General features: G+C 32.6%; 28 protein-coding genes. 16 read left to right on the forward strand and 12 right to left on the reverse strand.

The window, feature by feature from the left end:
- The coding region (locus DPN68_RS08075; protein WP_317047776.1) for a group II intron maturase-specific domain-containing protein at positions 1 to 521 on the forward strand (521 nt) is incomplete at its 5' end.
- Positions 522 to 597: 76 nt separating this feature from the next.
- On the opposite strand, the gene DPN68_RS08080 is transcribed toward DPN68_RS08075, so the two are convergent.
- The 8 genes from DPN68_RS08080 to rsfS form a co-directional block, all read right to left on the reverse strand.
- Positions 598 to 1,236: a DUF3885 domain-containing protein gene (locus DPN68_RS08080; protein ID WP_113989147.1), complete on the reverse strand. Its 639-nt coding sequence runs from the start codon at positions 1,234 to 1,236 to the stop codon at positions 598 to 600.
- A gap of 286 nt (positions 1,237 to 1,522) precedes the next feature.
- The gene (locus tag DPN68_RS08085; protein ID WP_113989148.1) at positions 1,523 to 2,296 is read right to left on the reverse strand and encodes a superoxide dismutase; all 774 of its coding nucleotides are present in this window, start codon (positions 2,294 to 2,296) and stop codon (positions 1,523 to 1,525) included.
- The gene (locus DPN68_RS08090; RefSeq protein WP_113989149.1) at positions 2,293 to 2,574 is read right to left on the reverse strand and encodes an acyl-CoA-binding protein; all 282 of its coding nucleotides are present in this window, start codon (positions 2,572 to 2,574) and stop codon (positions 2,293 to 2,295) included. Before DPN68_RS08090 ends, DPN68_RS08085 begins: the two co-directional genes overlap by 4 nt.
- A gap of 2 nt (positions 2,575 to 2,576) precedes the next feature.
- A complete protein-coding gene (locus DPN68_RS08095) occupies positions 2,577 to 3,224 on the reverse strand; it encodes a phosphatidylserine decarboxylase family protein (protein ID WP_113989150.1) in 648 nt (215 codons plus the stop codon).
- Positions 3,214 to 4,020, reverse strand: coding sequence for a phosphatidate cytidylyltransferase (locus tag DPN68_RS08100; RefSeq protein ID WP_113989151.1), 807 nt, complete (start codon positions 4,018 to 4,020; stop codon positions 3,214 to 3,216). Before DPN68_RS08100 ends, DPN68_RS08095 begins: the two co-directional genes overlap by 11 nt.
- Before the next feature lies 1 nt (position 4,021).
- Positions 4,022 to 4,627 (reverse strand): LUD domain-containing protein, encoded by a 606-nt coding sequence (locus DPN68_RS08105; RefSeq protein WP_113989152.1) that lies wholly within the window; start codon positions 4,625 to 4,627, stop codon positions 4,022 to 4,024.
- A 99-nt stretch (positions 4,628 to 4,726) separates the two neighbouring features.
- Entirely contained in the window at positions 4,727 to 6,655 is a 1,929-nt protein-coding gene (gene ftsH, locus DPN68_RS08110; protein ID WP_113989153.1) for an ATP-dependent zinc metalloprotease FtsH, read from the reverse strand.
- A 6-nt stretch (positions 6,656 to 6,661) separates the two neighbouring features.
- Entirely contained in the window at positions 6,662 to 7,030 is a 369-nt protein-coding gene (gene rsfS, locus DPN68_RS08115) for a ribosome silencing factor (protein ID WP_113989154.1), read from the reverse strand.
- Positions 7,031 to 7,125: 95 nt separating this feature from the next.
- On the opposite strand from rsfS, the gene DPN68_RS08120 reads away from it, so the two are divergent.
- Together DPN68_RS08120 and ccsA are read left to right on the forward strand one after the other, a co-directional pair.
- Positions 7,126 to 7,857 carry a biotin--[acetyl-CoA-carboxylase] ligase gene (locus DPN68_RS08120; protein WP_113989155.1) on the forward strand — a complete coding sequence of 244 codons (732 nt, stop codon included), beginning with the start codon at positions 7,126 to 7,128 and terminating at the stop codon, positions 7,855 to 7,857.
- 77 nt (positions 7,858 to 7,934) lie between these two features.
- A complete protein-coding gene (gene ccsA / locus DPN68_RS08125; RefSeq protein WP_113989156.1) occupies positions 7,935 to 11,072 on the forward strand; it encodes a cytochrome c biogenesis protein CcsA in 3,138 nt (1,045 codons plus the stop codon).
- A gap of 21 nt (positions 11,073 to 11,093) precedes the next feature.
- On the opposite strand, the gene DPN68_RS08130 is transcribed toward ccsA, so the two are convergent.
- Together DPN68_RS08130 and DPN68_RS08135 are read right to left on the reverse strand one after the other, a co-directional pair.
- Positions 11,094 to 11,453: a potassium channel family protein gene (locus tag DPN68_RS08130; RefSeq protein WP_113989157.1), complete on the reverse strand. Its 360-nt coding sequence runs from the start codon at positions 11,451 to 11,453 to the stop codon at positions 11,094 to 11,096.
- Positions 11,454 to 11,487: 34 nt separating this feature from the next.
- Positions 11,488 to 12,297 (reverse strand): hypothetical protein, encoded by an 810-nt coding sequence (locus DPN68_RS08135; protein ID WP_113989158.1) that lies wholly within the window; start codon positions 12,295 to 12,297, stop codon positions 11,488 to 11,490.
- A gap of 111 nt (positions 12,298 to 12,408) precedes the next feature.
- Between DPN68_RS08135 and DPN68_RS08140 the strand changes: the two genes are divergently transcribed.
- The gene (locus DPN68_RS08140) at positions 12,409 to 12,996 is read left to right on the forward strand and encodes a glutathione peroxidase (protein WP_113989159.1); all 588 of its coding nucleotides are present in this window, start codon (positions 12,409 to 12,411) and stop codon (positions 12,994 to 12,996) included.
- On the opposite strand, the gene DPN68_RS08145 is transcribed toward DPN68_RS08140, so the two are convergent.
- Positions 12,993 to 13,490 carry a GNAT family N-acetyltransferase gene (locus tag DPN68_RS08145; RefSeq protein WP_113989160.1) on the reverse strand — a complete coding sequence of 166 codons (498 nt, stop codon included), beginning with the start codon at positions 13,488 to 13,490 and terminating at the stop codon, positions 12,993 to 12,995. The genes DPN68_RS08140 and DPN68_RS08145 overlap by 4 nt on opposite strands.
- A gap of 72 nt (positions 13,491 to 13,562) precedes the next feature.
- Here DPN68_RS08145 and menD point away from each other — a divergent pair, with 72 nt between their 5' ends.
- The 6 genes from menD (at position 13,563) to priA (ending at position 20,628) form a co-directional block, all read left to right on the forward strand.
- Complete coding sequence (gene menD / locus DPN68_RS08150; protein WP_113989161.1) at positions 13,563 to 15,212, forward strand: 2-succinyl-5-enolpyruvyl-6-hydroxy-3-cyclohexene-1-carboxylic-acid synthase; 1,650 nt, start codon at positions 13,563 to 13,565, stop codon at positions 15,210 to 15,212.
- A gap of 68 nt (positions 15,213 to 15,280) precedes the next feature.
- Positions 15,281 to 15,622, forward strand: a complete 342-nt coding sequence (locus DPN68_RS08155; RefSeq protein WP_113989162.1) for a DUF2853 family protein — start codon at positions 15,281 to 15,283, stop codon at positions 15,620 to 15,622.
- A 96-nt stretch (positions 15,623 to 15,718) separates the two neighbouring features.
- Positions 15,719 to 16,576: a carboxylating nicotinate-nucleotide diphosphorylase gene (gene nadC, locus DPN68_RS08160; protein ID WP_113989163.1), complete on the forward strand. Its 858-nt coding sequence runs from the start codon at positions 15,719 to 15,721 to the stop codon at positions 16,574 to 16,576.
- Positions 16,576 to 17,502 carry a YihY/virulence factor BrkB family protein gene (locus tag DPN68_RS08165; protein WP_113989164.1) on the forward strand — a complete coding sequence of 309 codons (927 nt, stop codon included), beginning with the start codon at positions 16,576 to 16,578 and terminating at the stop codon, positions 17,500 to 17,502. The genes nadC and DPN68_RS08165 overlap by 1 nt, the downstream gene beginning before the upstream one ends.
- Positions 17,503 to 17,522: 20 nt before the next feature.
- A complete protein-coding gene (locus DPN68_RS08170) occupies positions 17,523 to 18,083 on the forward strand; it encodes a chalcone isomerase family protein (protein WP_113989165.1) in 561 nt (186 codons plus the stop codon).
- 97 nt (positions 18,084 to 18,180) lie between these two features.
- The gene (gene priA / locus DPN68_RS08175) at positions 18,181 to 20,628 is read left to right on the forward strand and encodes a replication restart helicase PriA (protein ID WP_113989166.1); all 2,448 of its coding nucleotides are present in this window, start codon (positions 18,181 to 18,183) and stop codon (positions 20,626 to 20,628) included.
- Here the strand turns inward: priA and DPN68_RS08180 are convergent.
- The gene (locus tag DPN68_RS08180; protein ID WP_113989167.1) at positions 20,625 to 21,320 is read right to left on the reverse strand and encodes a LytR/AlgR family response regulator transcription factor; all 696 of its coding nucleotides are present in this window, start codon (positions 21,318 to 21,320) and stop codon (positions 20,625 to 20,627) included. The two genes, priA and DPN68_RS08180, sit on opposite strands and share 4 nt — an antisense overlap.
- A 152-nt stretch (positions 21,321 to 21,472) precedes the next feature.
- Between DPN68_RS08180 and rpsF the strand changes: the two genes are divergently transcribed.
- The 6 genes from rpsF (at position 21,473) to DPN68_RS08210 (ending at position 25,850) form a co-directional block, all read left to right on the forward strand.
- Entirely contained in the window at positions 21,473 to 21,814 is a 342-nt protein-coding gene (rpsF, locus tag DPN68_RS08185) for a 30S ribosomal protein S6 (protein ID WP_113989168.1), read from the forward strand.
- Positions 21,815 to 21,816: 2 nt separating this feature from the next.
- Entirely contained in the window at positions 21,817 to 22,113 is a 297-nt protein-coding gene (gene rpsR / locus DPN68_RS08190) for a 30S ribosomal protein S18 (protein WP_045971798.1), read from the forward strand.
- A 65-nt stretch (positions 22,114 to 22,178) separates the two neighbouring features.
- Positions 22,179 to 22,622 carry a 50S ribosomal protein L9 gene (gene rplI, locus DPN68_RS08195; RefSeq protein ID WP_113989169.1) on the forward strand — a complete coding sequence of 148 codons (444 nt, stop codon included), beginning with the start codon at positions 22,179 to 22,181 and terminating at the stop codon, positions 22,620 to 22,622.
- Between the two features lie 61 nt (positions 22,623 to 22,683).
- Positions 22,684 to 23,157, forward strand: coding sequence for a DUF6495 family protein (locus DPN68_RS08200; protein WP_113989170.1), 474 nt, complete (start codon positions 22,684 to 22,686; stop codon positions 23,155 to 23,157).
- A gap of 4 nt (positions 23,158 to 23,161) precedes the next feature.
- Positions 23,162 to 25,165, forward strand: coding sequence for an NAD-dependent DNA ligase LigA (ligA, locus tag DPN68_RS08205; protein WP_113989171.1), 2,004 nt, complete (start codon positions 23,162 to 23,164; stop codon positions 25,163 to 25,165).
- Positions 25,158 to 25,850 carry a lysoplasmalogenase family protein gene (locus DPN68_RS08210; protein WP_113989172.1) on the forward strand — a complete coding sequence of 231 codons (693 nt, stop codon included), beginning with the start codon at positions 25,158 to 25,160 and terminating at the stop codon, positions 25,848 to 25,850. The genes ligA and DPN68_RS08210 overlap by 8 nt, the downstream gene beginning before the upstream one ends.
- The last annotated feature ends 44 nt before the right edge of the window (positions 25,851 to 25,894 follow it).

Here is a 25,894-nt window from a genome sequence, read left to right on the forward strand (position 1 = left end):
TTAGAAAACCCTCTAACTTTACGTTACTTGGCTTTGGATTTGTGCCCGTTTACAATAAAGGAAACAAGAATCAATACCAACTCGTAGTAGCCGAAAAGGCATGGAAAAACCTAAAGATGCGATTCAAAAGCATTACCCGAAAAACCACCCCAGCCAAACTAGAAGAACGTATCACCAAGATAAAGGAAATCCAACGAGGATGGCTAAACTATTTTCGAGGAACCAACATCATGGGAAAACTACGAGATATGGATGGTTGGCTGCGGAATCGCATCCGCTATTGTATTTGGCACGACTGGAAGAAACCTGAAAGGAAAAGGAAAAACCTGATTCGATTGGGGGTTGACCAAGACCACGCCTATGCATGGAGCAGAACTCGAAAAGGTGGTTGGGCGATTGCCCAAAGTCCCATTTTAGGAACAACTATTACCTTGAAACGCTTGAAACAAAAAGGATACGAATCCTTAACGGAAATCTACATTCAACTCAACCCATCTTTTTGCGAACCGCCGAGTACGTGACCCGTATGCTCGGTGGTGTGAGAGGCTCACCCTGTCAGTTTCTGGCAGGGCAGTCTACTCGATTGGCAATAGTGATTCATTTAAATTGTTTTTCCATTTCATTCCGTTGATTTTCCACTATCCAACTGTCAAATTTTTCCAAGTTCTCTTTTAAATCAGATGTCCTATCGCTAAACATTAAGCAACCTCTGTCATCGTACATCCAAAACCATTTTTTCGTTTTCGGTTGAAAAAAATAAATAAGTTGATGTATCGTTGGTGAAAACCCCATTTCGGTATTCGCTATTCCATTAAATATTTCAGAGTATTTAATTTCATTTCTTTCCGCTCTGCAAATCGTTAATTTTCCTTTTACACGCTCAATATTATCTTCGTGGTCAAAATATCTTGTTGCTAAATTTTCCTCAAACTGTTCAGTTTTTATGTTTTCCGATTTTAATAACTCGTAAATGTGGTTTGGTGTTCGCGCGAACATTTCATCTACAAAGTCATAAATTATCAAGTAGATTTCTGAATTTTCGCTAATATGGTTTTCAAATAATTCGGCAGCTCTTTTGGTCGCTTGATTTACTCGCTTTTTTGTTCCGTTTTCATATGGGTCTCCAAGTTCAAATCTCAAATGATATTTTAATCCACGTTCTATTGTATTAAAATCAGTCAAGTCAATCGCTGAATTCAAATATTCTAATTTTATTTCGAGGTCTTTTTTCATCATTATTGCCAACTTGTTTATATGTATGACTGCGTCATACATATCTCTCTATTTTTGGGTAGATATGTATGATAAAGATCATACATTATTTCAATTGTAAATATATAAAAATTATTACAATTCATCAACTGAGATTTAATCGGTTAAAAACAAAAACGGTATTAAAAGTAAAAGTAATTCCTATAACTCCAATCGGTTAATGCGAATAATGAAATTGTTTTGGTAATTAAACGAATACTTCTATATATATGTTTAGATAAAAAAAAATCCCGATTCATTCGGGATTTATTTATGCAGGATTTTGAGTTTTTGTATTGGCTTCCAATTTTTTCTCAACTACTTCCCAATTGATTACTTCAAAGAAAGCGTCAATATAATCGGCTCTTTTGTTTTGGTATTTTAGATAATAGCTGTGTTCCCATAAATCTAATCCTAAAATTGGAGTTCCTTTTACAGTTGCATTTGGCATCAACGGATTGTCTTGGTTGGTTGTAGTTGTGATTGCTAATTTTCCGTCATTGGTTACAACTAACCAAGTCCAACCTGAACCAAAATGATTAGTAGATGCTTGTATAAATTTTCGCTTAAACTCATCAAAAGAGCCAAAGTTACTATTTATAGCTTCAAGGGTTTTGTTATTTGGTTTTTTGGTACTTTTTGGAGTTAAAATCTCAAAAAACAAGCTGTGATTGTAATAACCGCCAGCATTATTTTTTAAAGTAGGATTAACATCTGAAACCAAAGCCAAAACTTCTTCAATATTTTTAGTTTCAATTTTAGCTTCTTTTAAAGACGCATTCATTTTATTGGTATAACCCACATAATGTTTAGAAAAGTGAATTTCCATAGTTTTTCCATCAAAATGCGGTTCTAAATCACCAAACTGATACGGGATTTCTACCAATGCAAATGTTCCAACATCAATTTTTACGTTTTTAGGTTCAATGTATGTTGGTGCTGAAATTTCTTCCGGTTCTGGAAGTTCAACTTCAACTAATCCGTTATTGTTATTGCAAGAAATAAAAAGAAATAAGAAACTTAAAGAATAGAAAATAGGTTTCATAAATTTCGTTCTTTCATTAATTGATTAATAATATCGATGTATTGTTGTTTGGCATCGTCAATGCTTAAATGCTTTACTTGCATCCAAGCATTTAGTTTAAAAGCATTAATAATATCTTGTGGATTTTGATACATAGTGTTGTGAGCATTACCGCTAGTAGCCTGTTTGTATAGTCCATACAAAATCAACTGTTGGTCTGGCGGAACCGAATCTTGTGGAATCAATTGCGCATTGTTAAAAGCTTCATCAAATAAAGTATCTAAATCTTTTTCAGCCATGTTTATTTTTTTGTAATTACTGTTTTTCCGCCAATAGCTTTTTGACCAAGAACTACATCAATTGGAGTTCCTAAAGGAAAATACATATCTACTCTTGAACCAAATTTGATAAAACCAGCGTCTTTTCCTTGAATTACTCGCATACCTTCTTCAGCATAATTAACAATTCTTCTCGCTAATGCACCAGCAATTTGGCGGTACATCACTTCTCCGTAGATTCTATTATCTATTACAACGGTTGTACGTTCGTTTTCTTCACTTGCTTTTGGATGCCAAGCTACCAAATATTTTCCTGGATGGTATTTGCTGTATTTTACAACACCATTTAATGCATAACGCGTAACGTGAACATTAATTGGCGACATGAAAATGGAAACCATTAAGCGCTTGTCTTTAAAGTATTCAGGTTCGTAAACTTCTTCAATTACTACTACTTTTCCATCAACTGGAGCCAAAACATGATTGTCGCTGTTGTCAATTTCTCTTTTTGGATTTCTGAAAAATTGTAGAACCAATACTAAGAAAACAATGGCAATCAAAATTAAAACTGTTTTTAACCAAGGGATTGCGATAAAATCTGTAGCGAAAATTACTCCAACTACCAATAGTAGTGTAATGAAAATGATTTTTGAACCTTCTTTATGAAACATAGCGTAAAATTAAATAAAACAAGTTAATAAAAGGAATTACAAATATAATACTATCTAATCGATCTAAAATACCTCCATGACCGGGCATGATTTTGCCGCTGTCTTTGATTCCAGCCACGCGTTTAAATTTGGACTCGATTAAATCGCCAAGTGTACTAAATACACTTACTATAATTGCAATTATAATCCAAATGTATAAAATATTGGCGCCAATGTAAAATTTAGCGAGTAAAATTCCACTCACAATTGTAAAAAACATACCACCAAAAAATCCTTCTACTGTTTTTTTAGGTGAAACAAGTGGCAGTAATTTTGTTTTTCCGAAGTTTTTTCCAACCAAATAAGCAAAAGTATCGTTACTCCAAATGAGAATTAAAATGGAAACCAAAATTTTAGGGTTGTAGCCTTTTGTACCCATTGCAATATAATTGGTAATGACAAAAGGAAAAATGAGGTAACCAAATAAAATTAAATATTTAGTTCCTATTTTAAAAGAGGATTCGTTTTGCTTGAAAAGAAATACCAGCAAACCTATAGAAACAATAGTGGTAAAGAGTGTGATGCTGTCGTTGATTGGGAAATTTTTATGTTGATTCCAAAGCATAACATAAGTCCCAGCGGCTAGCAGTAAACTTAAATAACGATTTATTGTTATAAGTTTTGAAAATTCAAATACACCAATGACTAAAAACATGCCAAAAAGAATTGCTAAACTTTCTTTGGAGTGTAAAATACAGCCTAATAGTACGATAATGTAAACGGCTCCAGATAATGCTCTTTTTAGCGTTTCATTCATTTTAGAGGTCTTCTAACAAAAGCAAATATAAGTTTTTATGAGTACTTCCATAATGAAGGAAATCTTCTTCTTTTGCTTTTTCAAAATACTTTATAGTGGTAATATTGGTTGGATATTCTTTTTCGTATTTGTTTTTAATGAAGCGCATACCATCACTTTTGTTACCTGCTAACTGACTCATAGTAGCAAAAACAACCATATTTGTTGGTAGTTCGTTTGGTTTCAAGTGGCTAATTTGCTTTGATGAAAATAAAATTGAACCTTCGTCAGCAATAAGATTTTCGCAAGAAGATAGAATGAAATTTGGATTTTTAACGTTTGTATGATTGATTTTGTTTTCGTCTAGCAAATAAAATAATCGAGAATCAAAACACAAAGCTTCACCTTCAAACCAATCGTTTTCTTCTAAAATATTAAGAAAGTTTTCATTAACTTCTTCGAGAGAGTCACAATAGATAAATTTCCCACCATTTTTCATGAAATTGTGAGTAAACATTTCGTCTATTGGTAAACTAACTTCTGGAGTGTATGGACTTTTATCTTCGTTTGTCTCATCACTCTTGGAATTGTCTCCTGAGTTCCCAAAAAATTTTCTAAAAAGGCTCATTAATTTTTTGTAGGTAATTTTCTAATATGAGCCAAAGATAAAAAAATCTTAGCTCAAATCGTTATTTGAACTAAGATTTTTACAAAATGTGATATTTTTTTATTCTACAATTGGATTCTCAGAAAAATCTTCAGTTTTTCCAAAAGGTCTTTTTCCAAAAATAGTCTCTAAATCGTCTTTAAAAATAACTTCTTTCTCAATTAAAATATCGGCTAATTGCGTAAGTTTATCTTTATTATCTTCTAATAAACGAATAGCTCTTTGGTATTCTTTTTCAATGATACCTGAAATTTCCTTATCAATTACTTGTGCTGTTTCTTCAGAATAGGGTTTTGAGAAACTGTACTCACTTTGACCCGTAGAATCGTAGTAAGTAATGTTGCCTAATTTTTCGTTCAAACCATAAATGGTTACCATGGCACGAGCTTGTTTGGTAACTTTCTCCAAATCACTCAAAGCTCCAGTCGAAATTTTATTAAACATTACCTTTTCAGCTGCTCTTCCGCCCATTGTAGCACACATTTCATCAAGCATTTGTTCCGGTCTAACAATTAGTCTTTCTTCAGGTAAATACCAAGCAGCACCTAAGCTTTGACCACGAGGAACAATAGTTACTTTTACTAATGGAGCGGCATGTTCTAACATCCAGCTCACTGTAGCGTGACCAGCTTCATGAACAGCAATAGCGCGTTTTTCATCTGGTGTAACAATTTTATTTTTCTTTTCTAAACCGCCTACAATTCTATCAACGGCATCTAAGAAATCTTGTTTGTCAACCGCTTTTTTGCCTTTTCTAGCAGCAATTAAAGCCGCTTCGTTACAAACATTAGCAATGTCAGCTCCAGAAAACCCTGGTGTTTGTTTGGCTAAAAATTCAGTATCTAATTCTTCTGATTTTTTTATTGGTTTTAAATGGACTTCAAAAATTGCTTTACGTTCTCTAATGTCTGGTAAATCCACATAAATTTGACGATCAAAACGTCCCGCACGCATTAATGCTTTATCTAATACATCGGCACGGTTGGTAGCAGCTAATACAATTACATTAGTATTGGTTCCAAAACCATCCATTTCAGTTAACAATTGGTTTAAGGTGTTTTCTCTTTCGTCGTTTCCGCCTGTCATGTTGTTTTTCCCACGAGCACGACCCACAGCATCAATTTCATCAATAAAAATAATAGCTGGAGCTTTTTCTTTAGCTTGTTTGAATAAATCTCTTACACGAGAAGCACCAACACCCACAAACATTTCCACGAAATCAGAACCTGATAAAGAGAAAAACGGAACTTTAGCTTCACCTGCAACGGCTTTCGCTAATAATGTTTTTCCTGTTCCTGGAGGTCCAACTAATAAAGCTCCTTTTGGAATTTTCCCACCAATGGAAGTGTATTTTTCAGGGTTTTTCAAGAACTCAACAATTTCTTCAATTTCTTCTTTTGCGCCTTCTAATCCAGCAACGTTTTCAAAAGTTACTTTAACGTCATTTTTTTCATCAAATAATTTCGCTTTCGATTTACCAATGTTGAAAATTTGTCCGCCACCGCCAGCACCACCACCTGACATTCTACGCATCATGAAAATCCACAATGCAGCAATCAGAATGAAAGGCAATAAGAAGCCAAGTAATTCACCCCACATACTCTCTGGTTCTTTGTCGTAGGAAGCAATTGTCCCTTTTTGACGCGCTTCTTCTATGGTTTTTTGGAACAGTTCTATATTTCCAATTTCAGTAAAATAATGAGGTCCTTTGGTATTGGTTTTTCCAAATACATCATCTTTTACTTTTTTGTGTTCTTCAGCAGTAAGTGCTTCTTCTTTCAAGAAAATACTAGCTCTTGTATTGGAAAAAGTTATTTTTTCAATTTGATTAGAATCTAAATATTGATAAAATTTAGATAAAGTAGTTGGTTTCGGATTACTAAAATCTAAACCTCTTCCAAATAATGAAATTAGTAATAAAATACCAATGGCTAATCCATAGAATAACCAAGGGTTTACCTTAAGTTTTGGATTTTTATTGTCTGACATATATTTTTAGTATTTACTTGCTATAGATGTAATTTTGGCATCGCCCCACAAACTTTCAATGTTGTAATATTCACGAATGTGCTTTTGAAATACATGAACTACTACATTCACATAATCCATTAAAACCCATTCGCCATTTTCTGTTCCTTCCACGTGCCATGGCTTTTCTTTAAGTTCTTTAGAAACTGCTTTTTGTATGGAATTTGTAATTGCTACCACTTGTGTGTTGGAATTTCCATTACAAATAATGAAGTAATCACATACCGTGTTGTCTAATGCTCTTAAATCTAAGATATCAATGTTTTCTCCTTTAACGTCTTCTATTCCTTTTAAGATATTCGCTACTAAATCGTCGTTGCTCGTATTTTTTGTCATCTAATATTATTAAGTTTTATGCAAAGTTATCAAATTTTGTCTTTAATTTTGAACCTTAACATAACATTAAAATTAATTCAAGTTATTTTTTCTTCATGAACATCATCAAACTCAGTGCCATTCCTTCTACAAATACTTTTTTAAAAGAGCTGTCAGCTACCGAAAATTTACCTGAATTCACTATTGTTGTAGCTGAAAACCAGCAAGAAGGCAAAGGACAACGAGGTAGTAATTGGGCTTCAGAAGGAGGTAAAAACTTGACTTTTAGCGTATTGGTTAAGAATTTTACAACAAAACACGATTCTGTTTTTGTGTTAAACATTTTGGTTGCCAATGCTTTACTAAACACGTTAAATAAATTTCAAATTCCAAATGTATCCATCAAATGGCCAAACGACATTTTGTCAGGGAAAAAGAAAGTGGCTGGAATTTTAATCGAAAATAGCTTTAAATCTGCAAACGAGATTACTTCTATCATTGGAATAGGATTAAATGTAAACCAAACGAATTTCGAAAACTTACCACTAGCAAGTTCATTGGCAGTTGTTGCTAATACATTATTTGATAAAGACCAACTTTTAACCGAAATTGTAACTGAAATCAAATTGCTTTTGGAAGAATTAAGTCATTCTAATGCAGAATTTCTTTGGAAAACGTATCATCAAAATCTTTTCATGAAAGACAAAGTCGCTAGTTTTCAAGTGGGTAATGAAAAACCGTTTAGTGCTGTTATTCAGGGTGTTTCGGTTGAAGGAAAATTACTTTTGCTACAAGAAGATGATTTGGTTCACGAATATGATATCAAAGAAATTAAGTTACTGTATTAAACAAAAATAAACCTTTGTTAAACTTCTTAAAATGTTTTGCAATTTGAGTAACTTTGCAATCGTTTAAATTATGCCTCATGGACAAAAAAATATTTTCTTTCTTGTTTTCCACGCGTTTAATGGCCGTTTTGTTTATTGCTTTTGCTGTTGCAATGGCGGTTGGAACTTTTATAGAAAACGAATACAATACAGATACAGCTCGAATTTTAGTCTACAACGCTTGGTGGTTTGAAGCTATCATGGGAATTTTCGCGATTAACTTCATTGGAAATATCAAACGTTACCAATTACATAAAAAAGAAAAATGGGCTACTTTATTGTTGCACTTGTCTTTCATTTTCATTTTGGTTGGCGCTTTTGTTACGCGCTATATTAGCTACGAAGGCATGATGCTAATTCGTGAAGGCGAAACGGAAAATCGAGTATATTCAGACGTGCCGCACATTACTGCTTTTGTTGATGGTGATTTTCAAGGCGAAACAAGACGTAGATTTTTTGAAAAGAAAAAATACTTTTCACCTGTTACCAATAACAATTTCACGATGAAAGGTGAATTTAATAGTATTCCTTTTGAAATTGTGTACGAAGATTACATCATGAATGCTACCGAAACACTTGTGCCATCAGAAGATGGTGAATTGTACTTGAAAATGGTAGAATCAGGAACGGGAAGTCGCCACGAGCATTATTTGAAAGCAGGTGAAGTGCAAAATATTCATAATGTGTTGTTTGCTTTCAATAAATTTACAGAAGGAGCAATTAATATTTCTATAGTTAACGGTGCTTACTTGTTGCAAACGCCATTCGAAGGAAATTATATGATTATGGCATCGCAAACGCAAGGAGCAGTAGTGAAAGATTCGGTACAACCTTTAAATTTACGTTCGTTGTATAGTTTAGCTGGAACCCAATTTGTGTTTCCAGAACCTGCTATTAAAGGAAAAATGGAATTGAAATCGAATAATGATTTCAAAGACAAAATGACAAATGATGCTTTGTTAGTAAAAGTAAAATCGCAAGGTGAAGAACAAGTTTTAACCTTAATGGGCGCTCGTGGTATGCAAGGAATTCCGCAAAGTGTGAAAGTAGGGGCTTTAGATTTTACGTTGTTTTTTGGTAGTAAAGTATATGAATTGCCTTTTAAAATCAAATTAGAAGATTTTATTGCAGATAAATATCCAGGAACTGAAAATAGTTATTCGGCATTTAAATCGAAAATTGAAATTATTGACCAAGAAAAAAACAAAACCTTCCGCGATAGTGTTTTTATGAATAATATTTTAGACTACAGAGGCTATCGTTTCTTCCAAGCTGGTTTTGACCAAGACGAAGGCGGAACGCATTTATCTGTAAATCACGATGGACTTGGAACTGGATTAACTTACATTGGTTACTTTCTTCTGTATTTTGGTTTGATGGTTATTTTATTTGATAAAAATACCCGTTTTGGCGATTTAAAAACGAAAATCGAGAAAATCAAACAGAAAAAGGCTTCGATGTTGACTGTATTGGCGTTTTTTGTCTTTGGAAGTACTATTGCGCAAAATCATTCGCACCAACCTACAGACCAAAAACAAATTCTAGAGTTTTTACAGAAATTTAAAGTTTCGGAAGAACATGCGGCTAACTTTGGAAAAGTAGTCATTCAAGATAGAGGAGGCCGTATGAAGCCTATCAATACATTTTCTTCAGAATTACTTCGTAAAGTTTCTAAAAGTGATACCTATGAAGGAATGACTTCGGATCAGGTTTTCATTTCTATGACGCAATTTCCACAGTATTGGTATAATGTGCCGATTATTTACTTGAAAAGAGGAAATGATAGCATCAGGAAAATTGCCAATATTGAATCGTCTGCTAAATATGCTTCATTGATAAACTTTTTTGATGAGCAAGGCGCTTATAAATTAGCTCCGTATTTAGATGATGCTTATGGAGCTGCTATTCCAAATCAATTCCAAAAAGATTTTATTGAGACTGATAAAAAAGTAAACTTATTGTATTCGGCATTAACAGGCGAAATCATGCGTGTTTTCCCCATTCCAAACGATAAGAATAACAAATGGGTTTCTTATTTGGAATTAAATGAACCAACAGGAACTGCTCTGGATTCTATCAAAAACGTAATGCCATTTTATTTGGACGCGGCAAGTAAAGCTTCGCAATCAAACAATTATGAAATAGCGAATAGTTTATTGGTAGGATTAAAAAAATACCAAGAGAAATTTGGTGCAAAAGTAGTTCCATCAGAAGATAGAATCAATTCGGAAATTTTGTACAACAAATACGATATTTTCAAACGTTTGTTTTATTTGTATTTAATTGGAGGTGTTTTCATGATGATTTTCACTTTGTTCCAAATGTTTTCAAATAACAAAGTAGTGCGTTATGGTGTGAATTTCTTCTTTGGTGTAGTTGGATTTTTCTTCCTTTTGCATACTTTGGGATTAATCGCTAGATGGTATATTTCAGGTCACGCACCATGGAGTGATGCTTATGAAAGTATGATTTATGTAGCTTGGGCAACCATGTTGTTTGGTTTATTATTTGGAAATCGTTCAAAATTAACCGTTGCTTCAACAGCATTTGTAACTTCAATGATTTTGATGATTGCACATTGGAATTGGATGGATCCAACGATTGCCAACTTACAACCAGTTTTAAATTCGTATTGGTTAATGATTCACGTTGCGGTTATTGTAGCTAGTTACGGACCATTTACTTTGGGAATGATTTTAGGAATTGTTACCTTGTTCTTGATTTTGTTTACAAATGAAAAAAACAAAGCCAAAATGAAGCTTTCTATTGATGAATTAAGTTATATCAATGAAATGGCGCTTGTGGTTGGTTTAGTGATGTTAACCATTGGAAACTTCTTAGGTGGTCAATGGGCAAATGAGAGTTGGGGACGCTACTGGGGTTGGGATCCAAAAGAAACTTGGGCATTAATTAGTATTATGGTGTATGCCTTTGTAATTCACGCAAGATTAGTTCCAGGATTAAGAAGCAGATGGGTTTTCAATGTAATGGCAGTATTTGCTTTTTATTCTATTTTGATGACGTATTTTGGAGTGAATTTCTACTTATCAGGATTGCATTCGTATGCTAGCGGTGATAAAGTGGTAACGCCAACATTTATATACGTTTCATTAGCATTAGTGACATTATTAAGTGTGTTGTCTTACTTTAAGTTTAAAAAGTATTATAAGAAATAGTTTTAAACAAGAAACCAACTTTTAAAGTTGGTTTCTTGCTTTTGTTGATAATGTAGTTTTCTTTTTTCGTTCTTTAATTTTGTTTAGTTTTTCATCTCTGTAATGATTGTGAACGGTATTGATAAAACCTAAAATAATTCCTAATCCTAAAATGATGTAGAAAATAGTAAAAAGCTTTCCTTCATCGGTTTGAGGAGAAAAATCACCATAACCCACAGTTGTTAATGTAATTACACAGAAATAAAGTGAATCAATGTAATTCCATCCTTCTAAATAATGGTATACAATAGTTCCAAAAACAATTATTCCAATTGTTGTAAGTAATAAATCTCTATACTCGTCATCTTCTAAGAATGATAATAAGGTCTTTAGGAAAAACATATAATTTTAAACTATTTTTTAATGAAATTACTAACTAACTAGGCAAAATTAACAAAGGTGTTAGCTTTGATTTTAAAACCGAATTAGTCGTAAATTTTCTTGAAATGACATCAACCAAATTTCTCGTTCCTTTTTGAATGATTAACAGCGTTTCTGGGCTCGTTACATGTTCAATTTCAGAAAAAGAATTGTTAGAATAAATAATTTTTGTCTTGATATCCAAATTTGGAAAATGCGATTTTAGTTCTTCTAAATGTTGATTTACTTTGGTTTCGTCATCACTATCATTTACAATGGTAAAAAAGGTAATATGATCAATTTTCTTTGATAAAGCATTTATAACCGTTTCTAATTTTCTGTAGTTCACTGGAAATTTGTAATGCGTAGCAAACTTGATTTTGGTTACAGATGTAATTTCTTTGTCGCAAGGCAAAATTACCTTAATGAAATCGGTTTCATCAATAATTTTTTGAATGGTTCCTTTGGTAAAATAATGCATAATGGAATCATGTGTTTTTAAACCCGTAACAACCCAATCGTCATAATCTATTGAAGTGTATTCGGATATGAACTCAACCACATTTCTCTCAGTAACCATTAAATCAAATGCTTTATTTTCAAATGCTTTAGTTTGTAATTCTAGTTTCTTAATAGCTTCTTTTTTTTCGTCAGACATTAAGGCTCTTTTTTGGTCAGAATCTACAAAAGCTGGAAAAACTCTTGTAACTTCGTGTGCTAAAACAATATCACCATCTATCAATGAAGAAAAATGTTGGATAGAAGGATATAACGGTTTAGTCTCTTCTGAAAGATCGACTAATGCAACAAGTCTATTTTTTCTCATGATAAAAAGTTTTAAAGTTTACCTAGCTAATTTACAAAAATTAAACTACTTTTAATAACTGTTTAAGTTAATTTTTACTTAATTAATACTAACTTTGGTTAAAAATAGAATATGAAACATTTAATAACTTTGTTAATGATAACTCCGTTTATTTGGAGTTGTTACAACCAAGCTCAAAAGAAAACCAATAACGAATCTTCAAGCAGTCAAACGATGAGCAAACAAACTATTTACCAATTCCAAGTAGAAGATTTAGAAGGAAATACTTTCGATTTTTCTACTTTAAAAGGAAAGAAAATTTTAGTGGTAAATACCGCATCAGAATGTGGATTAACACCGCAATACGAACAATTACAAGCGATTTACGAAAAACACAAAGACAAAAATTTTGTAATTATAGGTTTTCCTGCTAATAATTTTGGGTCGCAAGAACCAGGAACCAACCAACAAATTGCTACTTTCTGCCAAAAGAATTTCGGTGTTTCATTTCCAATGATGTCAAAAATATCGGTGAAAGGAAATGACATGCATGCTGTTTACCAATTTTTAACACAAAAAGCTAAAAATGGTTTAGAAGATAGCGAAGTACAATGGAATTTCCAGAAATATCTAATCAACGAAAAAGGGGAATTAGATAAAGTAGTGTCACCAAGAACGTTGCCAACAGACGCTGAAATAGTGAATTGGATTGAAAGTTAATCAAGCATTTTCTGCATAAAAACAGAATGCAACCAGCGATTAAACTTAAAGCCTGATTCTTTAATAATACCAACGGTTTCAAAGCCAAGTTTTTCATGAAACTTCACGCTACCCTGATTTTCCGAATCAATAACGGCAATCATAGTGTGAAGTTTTTGGTTTTTAGCTAGAGCAATTAAAGCTTCTAAAAGTTGATGACCAATTTTTAATCCTTGAAAATTGGGATGCACATAAACCGAATGCTCAACAGTAAACCGATATGCCTCACGAAAACGAAATTCGCTATAATAACCAAAACCTACAATTTTATTGTCTAAAACAGCCACTAAAATCGGAAAATCCTTTTGTAACTTATCATCAAAAATGGCTTCTTGTTGGGCAAGTGTTCGCGGATGATAATCATACAAAGCAGTAGAATGGATGATGTTATAATTGATGATTTCCAAAATAGCAGCACAATCGGTTACTACATAAGGTCGGAGTTCTAATTGCATTATTAAATTATTTGCTGTAAAAGTACTAAAACCTTTGCAATTTTGTAAATTTGTATTTTATTTCCAAGAAAAATGATATATCCCAAAATTCCTTTAGCTCAAAGCGTTATCGAAATTTGCAAAGCCAAAGGAATCCAACACATCGTAATTTCACCAGGTTCAAGAAATGCACCGCTAACTATTGGGTTTACCAATAATCCGTATTTTACTTGTTACAGTATTGCAGATGAGCGTTGTGCGGCTTTTTTTGCTATGGGAATTGCCCAACAAATCCAAAAACCTGTTGCCGTAGTTTGTACTTCGGGTTCGGCGGTTTTGAACTATTACCCAGCAGTAGCCGAAGCTTTTTATAGCCAAATTCCATTGGTGATTTTAAGCGCTGATAGACCACAAAATAAAATTGATATTGGCGACGGACAAACCATTCGTCAGGAAAATGTATTTGCAAATCATATCTTATTTTCAGCAAATTTGACCGAATTAACTTCCAAAGAAAACGATAGTTTAATCAATCAAGCGATAAATTCGGCTGTTGAAAATCGTGGACCAGTTCATATTAATATTCCTTTTGAAGAACCACTTTATGATACGGTGGAAATATTGGAAGTACAACCAGAATTAATTCCTAATTTAAAGCCTTCGAATGATTTTGAATTAGAGAAAACGTTTATTTCCCAATGGAATCTAGCCAAAAAGAAATTGATTTTGGTTGGTGAATTATTTCCAAATACATTAGAAAAAGAAATTATCCAAAAATTAGGCGAAGATGAAAGTATTGTAGTAGTAACAGAAGCTACTTCTAATTTGCATCATCCCAATTTTATTACCAATATCGATTCTTTAATAACGCCATTTTCAACCGAAGATTTTGAGGCTTTTCAACCTGAAATTCTAGTAACTTTCGGCGGAATGGTAGTTTCCAAACGAATCAAAGCGTTTTTGAGAAAATTTCAACCCAAAAATCATTGGCATGTTGATAAATTGCGAGCTTATGATACTTTTGGTTGTTTGACCCAACATTTCAAAACGCATCCGAATTTGTTTTTTAACCAACTTTTGACTGAAAATACAGCATCAGATTACCAAAAACACTTTCTTACGATTCATAATTTCAGAAAGCAAAAAAGGGAAATTTATACCTATGAAATTCCGTTTTCTGATTTCAAAGTATTTGATTTTTTATCAAAACATTTGCCTGAAGTTTGTCAGTTGCAAATTAGTAACAGTTCGGCTATTCGTTACATGCAATTATTCGACTTGAACCCAAATACAACTGTTTTCTGTAATCGTGGTACTAGTGGCATCGACGGAAGTTCATCAACAGCAATTGGAGCGGCTTTAGTTTCGCCAAAATCAACCATTTTGATTACAGGCGATATTAGTTTCTTTTATGATAGTAACGCGCTTTGGAACAATTATATCCCGAAGAATTTTAAAATTATATTAGTTAATAACAGTGGTGGCGGGATTTTCAGAATTTTACCTGGTCATCAAGAAACACCAACATTCAATACTTTTTTTGAAACTTCGCACCATTTGAATGCTTCACACTTGGCAAAAATGTTTGATTTTCAGTATTTCAATGCTAATTCATCGGAAGATTTAGAGAGAAATTGGGAAGCATTTATTACTAATGAGAATCAACCTTCAATTTTAGAAATCTTTACACCAGAAAAGGAAAACAATAAGATTTTACTTGAATTTTTCAAAAAAATAACTTGAAAAAAATCGTTTGTAATATTTTTTTAATTAAATTTGGGTAAATCAAAAAAACAATTAAATTAAAAATTATGAGTAAAAGAGATGAATTAATCGCAAAATATGCGGCAGATTTAAAAGACAAATGTGGTGTTACACCAGATATGGATTTGTTAACAAAAGTTACGATTGGTTGTGGGCCATCAATTTATAATGCAGATTCATCAACTGTTGCTGGTTCTGATCAAAAAGAGTTAGATACAGTTAAAAATAATTTCTTAATCAAGAAGTTAGGTTTAAAAGATAGTGCTGATTTAGATAAAGCTATTGATGCAGTTATGGAACAATATGGTCGTTCAAATAAGAGTAAATACAGAGCAGTAGTTTACTATTTATTAGCAAAACACTTCAAAAAAGAAGCTATTTATAAATAAGATTTTCTTTTTCTAATAAAAAGCTCGGTTTTCCGAGCTTTTCTTTTTTACATTGCTACTTATTTTTTAATTTAGCCTTTTAAAATCTATAACTTGATGATTACACAAGAACAATTTCAAGCCGAGTTACAAATTATCATTGAAAACGCCATAAGAGAAGATGTTGGAGATGGTGATCATAGTTCGTTAGCTTGTATTCCAAGTTTGGTTACTGGAAGAGCCAAATTGCTTGTAAAAGATCAGGGAATTATTGCAGGAGTAGATTTTGCTAAAATGATATTTCAGTATGTGGATCAATCATTAAAAGTTGAAACTTTTATAAACGACGGAACTCCAGTAAAATATGGCGATATTGTTTTTCATGTTTCGGGAAGTTCGCAATCCATTTTAAAAGCAGAACGTTTGGTTTTAAATTCCATGCAACGAATGAGTGCCATTGCTACCAAAACTAAATCATTCGTAGACTTATTGGAAGGAACAACTACCAAAGTTTTAGATACCAGAAAAACGACTCCAGGAATCAGAGCGATTGAAAAATGGGCGGTTAAAATTGGTGGTGGCGAAAATCATCGTTTTGCGTTGTACGACATGATTATGTTGAAAGACAATCATATCGATTTTGCAGGAGGCATTCCGCAAGCCATTCAAAAAACGAAAGAATATCTAAAAGCAACGAATCGCGATTTAAAGATTATTGTTGAAGCAAGAAATTTAGATGAAGTTACTCAAATTTTGACTGCTGGCGGCGTGTATCGTATTTTGTTAGATAATTTTGATTATGAAACTACAAAAGATGCCGTGAAGCTAATTGGCGACCAATGTTTAACTGAATCTTCAGGAAATATCAACGAGAAAACCATCAGAAACTATGCTGAATGTGGTGTGAATTATATTTCATCAGGAGCTTTAACACATTCCATTTATAACTTAGACTTAAGTTTAAAAGCTTTCTAATGTCGGAAGTAATAGAAAATAAACTCGAAAAAATTCCAGTTGTGAAACAATTGGTTCGTTTTGCTAAGAAAATTTCGGTTTCTTCTTTGCAAGGATTGAGTTTGTATGATATTTTAGAATTATATGTTTTAGGAATTTTTAAAGGCGCATTTTCCTATAGAGCAAGTGCTATTGCTTTTAGTTTCTTTATGGCATTATTTCCGTTTGCGTTGTTTATTTTAAATTTGATTCCGCACATTCCAATAGAAAATTTTCAGCAAGATTTCTTGCAATTTGTTGAGCAAGGCGTTCCACCAAATACATATGATGCTATTTATCTAATCATTGAAGATATTTTAAATAATAGTTACCAAGGCTTGTTGTCTTCTGGTTTTATTTTGTCAATTTTTTTAATGACAAATGGGGTTAATGCTATTTTAGGAGGTTTTGAAATGTCAAGTCATATCACCATTACAAGAAGTTTTTTCAAGCAATATTTCATTTCACTAGCAATATCTATCGCACTTTCATTGATTTTATTGGTTACAGTAGCAGCTATTATTGTTTTTGAAGTTGTTATTCAAAAGATAAAACATCAAGGTTTTATTAGTAATGATTTGTTTTTATTGGAATACGGACGCTATTTGTTTGTGATTTTAATGATTTTATTTACAACTTCAATCTTATATAAATTTGGAACAAAAGAAGTTAGTAACATTTCTTTTATAAGCTATGGAGCTGTTTTTACAACGTTATTAATTGTTTTATCTTCCTATATTTTCGGAATTTATGTAGAGAAATTTGCCAATTATAATGAGTTGTATGGTTCTATTGGCACACTTCTTGTTTTGATGTTTTATATCTGGATTAACTGCATGGTTTTGCTTTTAGGTTTTGAATTAAATGCAACTATCAGTAAATTGAAAAGAAAAAATTTATATATTTAACACAATTAAAAATTACTATTATGAAAAAACAAATGATTACCTTTTTTGTATTGATTGCAACAGCAATGACAATGAATGCTCAAAAAACCGTAGCTGGCGTTAAAGTAGATGACAAACTAGCTATTGAAGGTCAAAACTTAGTGCTGAACGGAGTAGGAACAAGAGTAAAAATGTTCATGGACATGTATGTTGGTGCTTTATATGTAGAGAAAAAAAGTACTAATGCCAATGAAATTATGGCTAGTAAAGATGGATCAGCGATTCGTTTAACAATCGTTTCTGGATTAATCAGTTCAGATAAAATGATTGATGCGGTTACTGAAGGTTTTGAAAATTCAACTGGAGGGAAAACAGCGCCATTAAAATCAAAAATTGATAAATTCATCAGTTTCTTTAAAGATGAAATCAAAAAAGGCGATGTGTTCACTATGGTAAATACTGATGAAGGTGTTGTAGTTTACAAAAACAATACTAAAAAAGGAACCATCGAAGGAAACGATTTCAAAAAAGCCTTATTCGGAATTTGGTTGTCAGCAAAACCAGCTGACAAAAACTTGAAGAAAGCGATGTTAGGACAATAGTCTTAAATAAAAATAATTAAAAGAACACTTTCATTTTGGAAGTGTTTTTTTATACTAAAATCTTTCGTTGTTCTGATTTTCAAATTATCTTTGTTTCATGTTGTACTTTGTTGAAGTGGTTTTGCCTTTAGCAGTTCCCAAAAATTTTACTTACCAAATTTCTGAAACCGAGTTCCATTATATTCAAATTGGAATGCGAGTGGCGGTGCCTTTTGGTAAAAGTAAAATTTACACCGCATTAGTCATTACTAAACATCACAATCCGCCGCAATTATATCAAGCCAAAGAAATTCATCAAATTTTAGATGAAAAACCCATTGTAAATGAAACTCAAATTGCACATTGGCAATGGATAGCTTCATATTATATGTGTTCGTTGGGAGAAGTTTTTAGAGCTGCGTTGCCAACGGGTTATATTTTGGAAAGTGAAACCATAGTAACTGCATCAAAAAATCAAACCGAAACTAATGGACTTCAAGATGATGAGTTTTTGATTTTTGAAGCTTTACAACAACAATCATCGATTTCGATTCAAGATGTGGTGAAGATTTTGGGTAAAAAAACGGTTTTGCCAGTTATTAATAGAATGTTAGCCAAAGGGGCTTTGGAATTGCAAGAAGAAATCAACGAGCAATACAAACCCAAGTTAATGCGCTACATCAAAATGCCCGAACATTTGTTGCAACCAGAAGCTTTAACCCAAGTTTTAGCAATGGTAACCAAAGCCAAAAAACAACACGAATTGGTTTTGAAATACTTCCAATTGCAAGCCCAACATAAAAAACCAATTTCGGTTAAGCATTTACTAGATTTTTCCGGAAGTGCTGCTGCTATTGTGAAGGCTTTGGTAGAAAAAGAAATTTTTGAAGAATACTATTTACATCAAGACCGCGTAGTTTTTGAGAAAAAAAATGATGCCGATTTTACTCTAAGTGAACACCAACAAACCGCTTTTGATGCCATACAAACTAATTTTAATTCTAATGACGTTTGTTTGCTTCATGGTGTAACCGCTTCGGGTAAAACAGAAATTTACATCAAATTGATGGAGCAGTATTTGCATCAAGACAAACAAGTGTTGTTTTTATTGCCTGAAATTGCACTAACTTTTCAATTAGTGCAACGATTAACGGCTTATTTTGGAAATCAAGTAGCTGTTTTTCATTCCAAATATACCAATAACGAACGCATTGAAGTTTGGAATCAATTAGTAGCCAATTCCGAAAAAGCGAAAATTGTCATTGGTGTTCGAAGTGCATTGTTTCTACCGTTTTCAAATTTGGGTTTATTAGTCATTGATGAAGAACATGAAGCTACATTCAAACAGCAAGATCCAGCGCCACGTTATCATGCGCGTGATGCTGCAGTAGTTTTAGCCAAAATGCATCAAGCAAAAGTGCTTTTAGGAAGCGCCACACCAAGTTTGGAAACGTATTACAACACCAAAAATGGGAAATACGGTTTAGTAACTTTAAAAGAGCGTTTTGGAAATGTAGTGTTGCCTGAAATTGAATTGGTAGATTTAAAAGATTGTTATTTCCGTAAGCGAATGTCAGGACATTTTTCAGATACTTTATTGAAAGAAATCACAGAAACATTGGCTTTGGGTGAACAAGTTATTTTGTTCCAAAACCGCAGAGGTTATTCGTCTTATGTGGAATGTATTCCGTGTGGTCATGTGCCGCATTGCCCGAGTTGTGATGTGAGTTTAACGTATCATAAATTCAAAAACCAATTGCGTTGTCATTATTGTGGTTATTCGATTGCGAATCCAACGCATTGTCACAGTTGTCAATCAGTAGATTTAACAACCAAAGGTTTTGGAACGGAGCAAATTGAATTGGAATTAAAAACCTTATTTCCAGAGAAGAAAATTGGTAGAATGGATCAAGATACCACTCGAGGAAAATTTGGCTACGAAAAAATCATCGATGCTTTCAAAAATCAAGAATATGATATTTTGGTAGGAACGCAAATGTTAGCTAAAGGATTGCATTTCGATAATGTTACATTAGTTGGAGTAATGAATGCCGATAATTTATTGAATCAACCGCATTTTAGAGCGTATGAAAGAGCATTTCAAATGCTAACTCAAGTCGCAGGTCGAGCAGGAAGAAAAGCCAAAAAAGGGAAAGTGATTATTCAAACGTATAATCCGTATCACAATACCATTCAGCAAGTGGTTTCTAATGATTATTTGGCCATGTTTAAAGAACAGTTGTACGAGCGACAAAATTTCAATTATCCGCCGTTTTGCAGAATTATCCGAATTACAGTAAAACATAGAGATTTTGAAAAATTGAAAGAAGGTGCTATGTGGTTGTACAATGTATTGCAACAACAATTACAAATTCCAGTTTTAGGTCCAGAAGAACCAGCCATAAACAGAATTAGAAATGAATATATTAGAACGATTTTGATTAAAATTCCAACAACTGCCAATTTGGGGCAAAAGAAGCAAGTTGTAGCGAAGTGTTTGTCAAGTTTTGAAGCCATTGCGGCTTATCGTTCTATTAAAGTTACTTTGAATGTTGATTACAGTTAAAGTGCTGCGATTGCAGTAGTAATTACATCTTTTTTGTTTCTACTAATAGGGATTTTTGTTGGACCAACTTCAGCAAATTTACTATTGAATTTGTCGATGCGTTCTACATTAACGATATAGGATTTGTGCACTCTAACAAATTTTCCTTCAGGTAATTCACTCTCAAAAGATTTCATTGTCGATAAAACCAAATGGTTTTCATCATCAGTTATGATTTTGATGTAATCACCGTATGCTTCAATCCATTTAATTTTTGAAGTGTAAATTTTTAATTTTTTCAGATTGCTTTTAATAATGATAGATTCACCATGATCTTCGGGTGCTTCATTACGCAATTGATGCAATTCCAAAGCTTTTTTAACCGCTTTTAGAAAACGTTCTTTGGAAATAGGTTTTTGTAAGAAATCTGTGGCTTCATAGTCAAACGCTTTTACTGCATAATCCGCTTTGGAAGTAATAAAGACAATTTGTGGTTTTACTTTCAATCCATCCAATAAATCAAATCCATTGATTAAAGGCATTTCAATGTCAAGAAAAATCAAATCAACTTTGTTGTGATTTAAACTGTTTTTTGCTTCCAATGCATTTGCAAAGTCGCCAACAAGATGTAAACTAGTAGAGTCATTTACAAGTTTAGTTATAGTCATTCTTTGAATGGTGCTATCGTCAACTACTATACAATTCAGTTTCATAGGCTCGTATTTTATGTCATAAATATACTGTAAAAAAAAATATAAATTTAGTTTTTTTATAAAAAATGTGAAATAATTCATGTTGAGTTTGAAAGTTCTAATAAAATGCTTACTTTTGCACCCAATTTAAAATAATTTAAATCATTATTATTATGAATCATTATGAAACTGTTTTCATCTTGAATCCCGTTTTATCTGAACAACAGGTAAAGGAAACAGTAAGCAAATTCGAAGATTTTCTTACTTCTAGAGGGGCTGAGATGGTATCAAAAGAGGATTGGGGCTTAAAAAAATTAGCTTATGAAATCCAACACAAGAAAAGTGGTTTTTATCACTTATTTGAGTTCAAAGCACCAGGAGAAATTATTATCGGTTTTGAAACGGAATTCCGTAGAGATGAGCGTATTATGCGTTTCTTAACAGTAGCTTTAGATAAGCACGCTGTTTCTTGGGCAGAAAGAAGAAGAACAAAGTTAAAATCTAAATCAAACTAATTATGTCTACACTAGAGCAATCTGCAAAAGGGAAAAAAGAGGGTGATATTAGATATCTAACTCCTTTAAATATTGAGACAAACAAACAAAAGAAATATTGTCGTTTCAAAAAATCAGGTATCAAGTATATCGATTATAAAGATGCTGATTTCTTATTGAAATTCGTTAACGAGCAAGGTAAAATTTTACCAAGACGTTTAACTGGAACTTCATTAAAATACCAAAGAAAAGTTTCTGTAGCTGTTAAAAGAGCTCGTCACTTAGCTTTAATGCCATACGTGGCCGATTTATTAAAATAATAATTAACGAATAGTTGTTGTCTCGATAACAATCGGGACTAACTTCTAAAATAAAGGACAACAACATGGAACTTATTTTAAAACAAGACGTTGCTAACTTAGGATTTAAAGACGATGTAGTTACTGTAAAAAACGGTTACGGACGTAACTTTTTAATTCCTCAAGGTTTTGCTATTTTAGCAACGCCTTCAGCTAAAAAAGTATTAGCTGAAAACTTAAAACAAAAAGCACACAAAGAAGCTAAAATTGTTGCTGATGCAAAAGCTTTAGCTGAATCTTTGAAAGCTTTGGAAATCAAAATTACTGCTAAGGCTGGTGGTGATAAATTATTTGGTTCTGTATCTAATGCAAACATCGTTGAGGCGTTGGCTGCTAATGGTCACTCAATCGATAGAAAATTTGTTACTAGCGGATTAGTGAAACGTGTTGGTAAATATACTGCAAGTATTAGACTTCACAGAGATGTAATCGTTGAATTACCATATGAAATTGTTGCTGAAAAAGCATAATTTTATAAAAAATATGAATTAGCCTTCCTTTTTTGGAGGGCTTTTTTTTTATATTTACCACATGAAATACATTAGATTAACCAAAGAACAATTAGAAGAGTTACATCCTGAATTCATTACTTTTTTAGCTACACAGTCTATTGATAAAAAGGAATGGGATGAAATTAAAACCAATAAACCAGAAGTTGCTGAACAAGAAATTGATGTTTTTTCCGATTTAATTTGGGATAAAGCCATGACCAATGTTTCTTACATCGATCATTTTTCTGCTAATTACATTTTTTTATTTAAATGTGAGGCAACTATAGTGTATTCGTATGTTATTAATACCTCTAATGCTACAGTGGATTTCCTTTCAGCTGAAGGAATTCAATGGTTGAGTGAAAATATGTTTTCTGATGAAGTAGCCATTCAACGAGGAAAAAAAGATATTTCTGAAGATAGAAATGGTGCTTTGTTTGCCATAATAAAACAAGGTGGAATCATTAGTAAAGGAGAATTATTTAGTAAATTAGACTTGCTTTTAAACCAATAATTTTATGTCGGTTCAACAACAAATTCAAGCGCTTAGAGAGGAGCTCAATCAGCATAATTACAATTATTACGTTTTAGATAACCCAACAATTTCAGATTTTGAATTCGATACTAAATTGAAGCAACTTCAAGATTTAGAAGCACAATATCCCGAGTTTTTTGATGAAAATTCACCTACACAGCGCGTGGGTGGCGCAATTACGAAAAATTTTGAAACCATTCCTCACGAATTCCGAATGTATTCCTTGGATAATTCCTATTCCAAAGAAGATTTATTAGATTGGGAAAATCGTTGTCAAAAAATATTAGGTGATGTTCCGTTAGAATTTACTTGCGAATTGAAATATGATGGTGCTTCTATTAGTATTTTATACGAAAACGGAAAATTGAAAAGAGCAGTGACTCGCGGTGATGGCTTTCAAGGCGATGATGTTACAAACAATGTAAAAACCATTAAATCGGTTCCTATTCAATTGAAAGGCGATTTTCCAACCAAATTTGAAATCAGAGGTGAAATTATTTTACCATTTGCTGGTTTTGAAAAAATGAATCAAGAGTTAATCGAAATTGGTGAAACACCTTATTCTAACCCTAGGAATACAGCTTCAGGAAGTTTGAAATTGCAAGATAGCGCTGAGGTTGCTAAACGTCCGTTAGATTGTTTGTTGTATACTTTGGTGGGGAATAATTTGCCCATTCAAACGCATTATGAAGGTTTAGAAAAAGCGAGAACCTTTGGTTTTAAAGTTCCAATGCAATCCAAATTGGCTAAAAATATTCAAGAAGTTTTTGAATTTATTGATTATTGGGATAAAAACCGTCACAATTTACCTTATGAAACTGATGGAGTAGTGGTTAAAGTCAACCAAATTCAATACCAAGAAGAGTTGGGTTATACGGCAAAATCACCGCGTTGGGCAATTGCCTATAAGTTCAAAGCCGAACAAGTGAGTACGATTCTAGAGTCTATTTCTTACCAAGTAGGAAGAACTGGAGCGATTACGCCTGTTGCTAATTTGCAACCCGTTCAGTTAGCAGGAACAATAGTAAAACGCGCTTCATTACACAACGCAGATCAAATTGCGAAATTAGACATTAGAGTTGGTGATACGGTTTTTGTTGAAAAAGGAGGAGAAATTATTCCAAAAATTATTGGAGTTTCTCTTGATCATAGATCACATAATTCTGTTCCAACGAAATATATCGATACTTGTCCAGAATGTCAAACAGCATTGGTAAGAACAGAAGGTGAAGCCCAACATTATTGTCCGAATTTTTACGGTTGTCCGCCGCAAATTATTGGAAGAATTCAGCATTTTATCACCAGAAAAGCCATGGATATTGATGGATTAGGTGGAGAAACAGTAGCTTTATTGTTCAATAATGGTTTGGTTCAAAATTATGCCGATTTATACGAACTCAAAAAAGAGCAAATCATTCCATTAGAACGAATGGCCGAAAAATCAGCTGAAAATTTGATTAATGGAATCGAAAAATCCAAGCAAATTCCTTTTGAACGTGTTTTGTACGCATTAGGAATTCGTTATGTGGGAGAAACTGTTGCCAAAAAATTAGCCAAACATTATGAGAATGTTGACGCAATTTCTAAAGCTTCCATGATGGAATTGATTTTGGTAGATGAAATTGGAGAAAAAATTGCACAAAGCGTAGTTCAGTTTTTTGAAAACCCAATAAACCAAGAAATTATTGGTCGTTTAAAATCAGTTGGATTGCAGTTTGAAATTAACAAAAAAAATAGTACCTTAGTATCCAGTAAGTTAGGAGGTAAAACTTTTGTGGTTTCGGGTGTTTTTCAAACTTTTTCAAGAGATGATCTAAAAAAAGCAATTGAAGACAACGGCGGAAAAGTAGGTAGTTCCATTTCTTCAAAAACAGATTTTGTTGTTGCTGGTGATAATATGGGGCCAGCAAAGCTAGACAAAGCCAATCAATTGAAGATTCCAATTATCACTGAATTTGATTTTTCGAAAATGATTCAAAATGAGTAAAAACCCGGCCATATATTTGTATCTAACATCAGGATTGCTTTTTCTGTTGGCCATTTTTTTTCGAAATGAAGAATTTATGTTGGTTACTAAACCAATAATTATTCCTTCCATTCTGTTTTATTATTATTTAGAAACTAAAGGGAGAGTTAATAGTGTTTTTGTCATATCACTGATTTTGTTTTTTATTGGCGATATGCTGTTTCTTATCAATTTTGATGATTTTTATATTATTGGGTTGCTTATTTTTTTACTTCCTTATTTGTTTGTTATTCACTTTTTATACCAAGATATTAAGGAAATCATAGCTAAAAGAAAAAACAAGAAAATCGATTATACGTTTATCGTTATATTGTTGCTTTTAGTAAATTTATTGGTTACGGTATTAATTAATTTAGAATCTTCTTCATTCATAGAAGAGGTTTTCTTTCTTTTGTTTGGTATAGAATTGGTTGCAATGGGAGTAATGGCTGCTATGATTTATTTTCATTCTTCAATAAAAAGAAACTTCTTTTTAGCTATAACGGTAGCAACTTTCATCATGTCTGATTTGTTTTTCATTCTAAACAAGAATGTGCAAAATTTGTTGGTTTTTGAGTTAATAAATGGTTTAGCTCAAACAGCATCTTATTATTTTTATGTAAAATATTTTTTGGAACGCAAAAAACAAGTTAGTTATGAAAGTTAAAGATATTGCTCTTGTTTTGTTTTTCATTGCCAATGCATGTTATC

This window comes from Flavobacterium tibetense (genome assembly GCF_003293845.1).
In the GTDB taxonomy this organism is placed as follows: Bacteria; Bacteroidota; Bacteroidia; order Flavobacteriales; family Flavobacteriaceae; genus Flavobacterium; species Flavobacterium tibetense.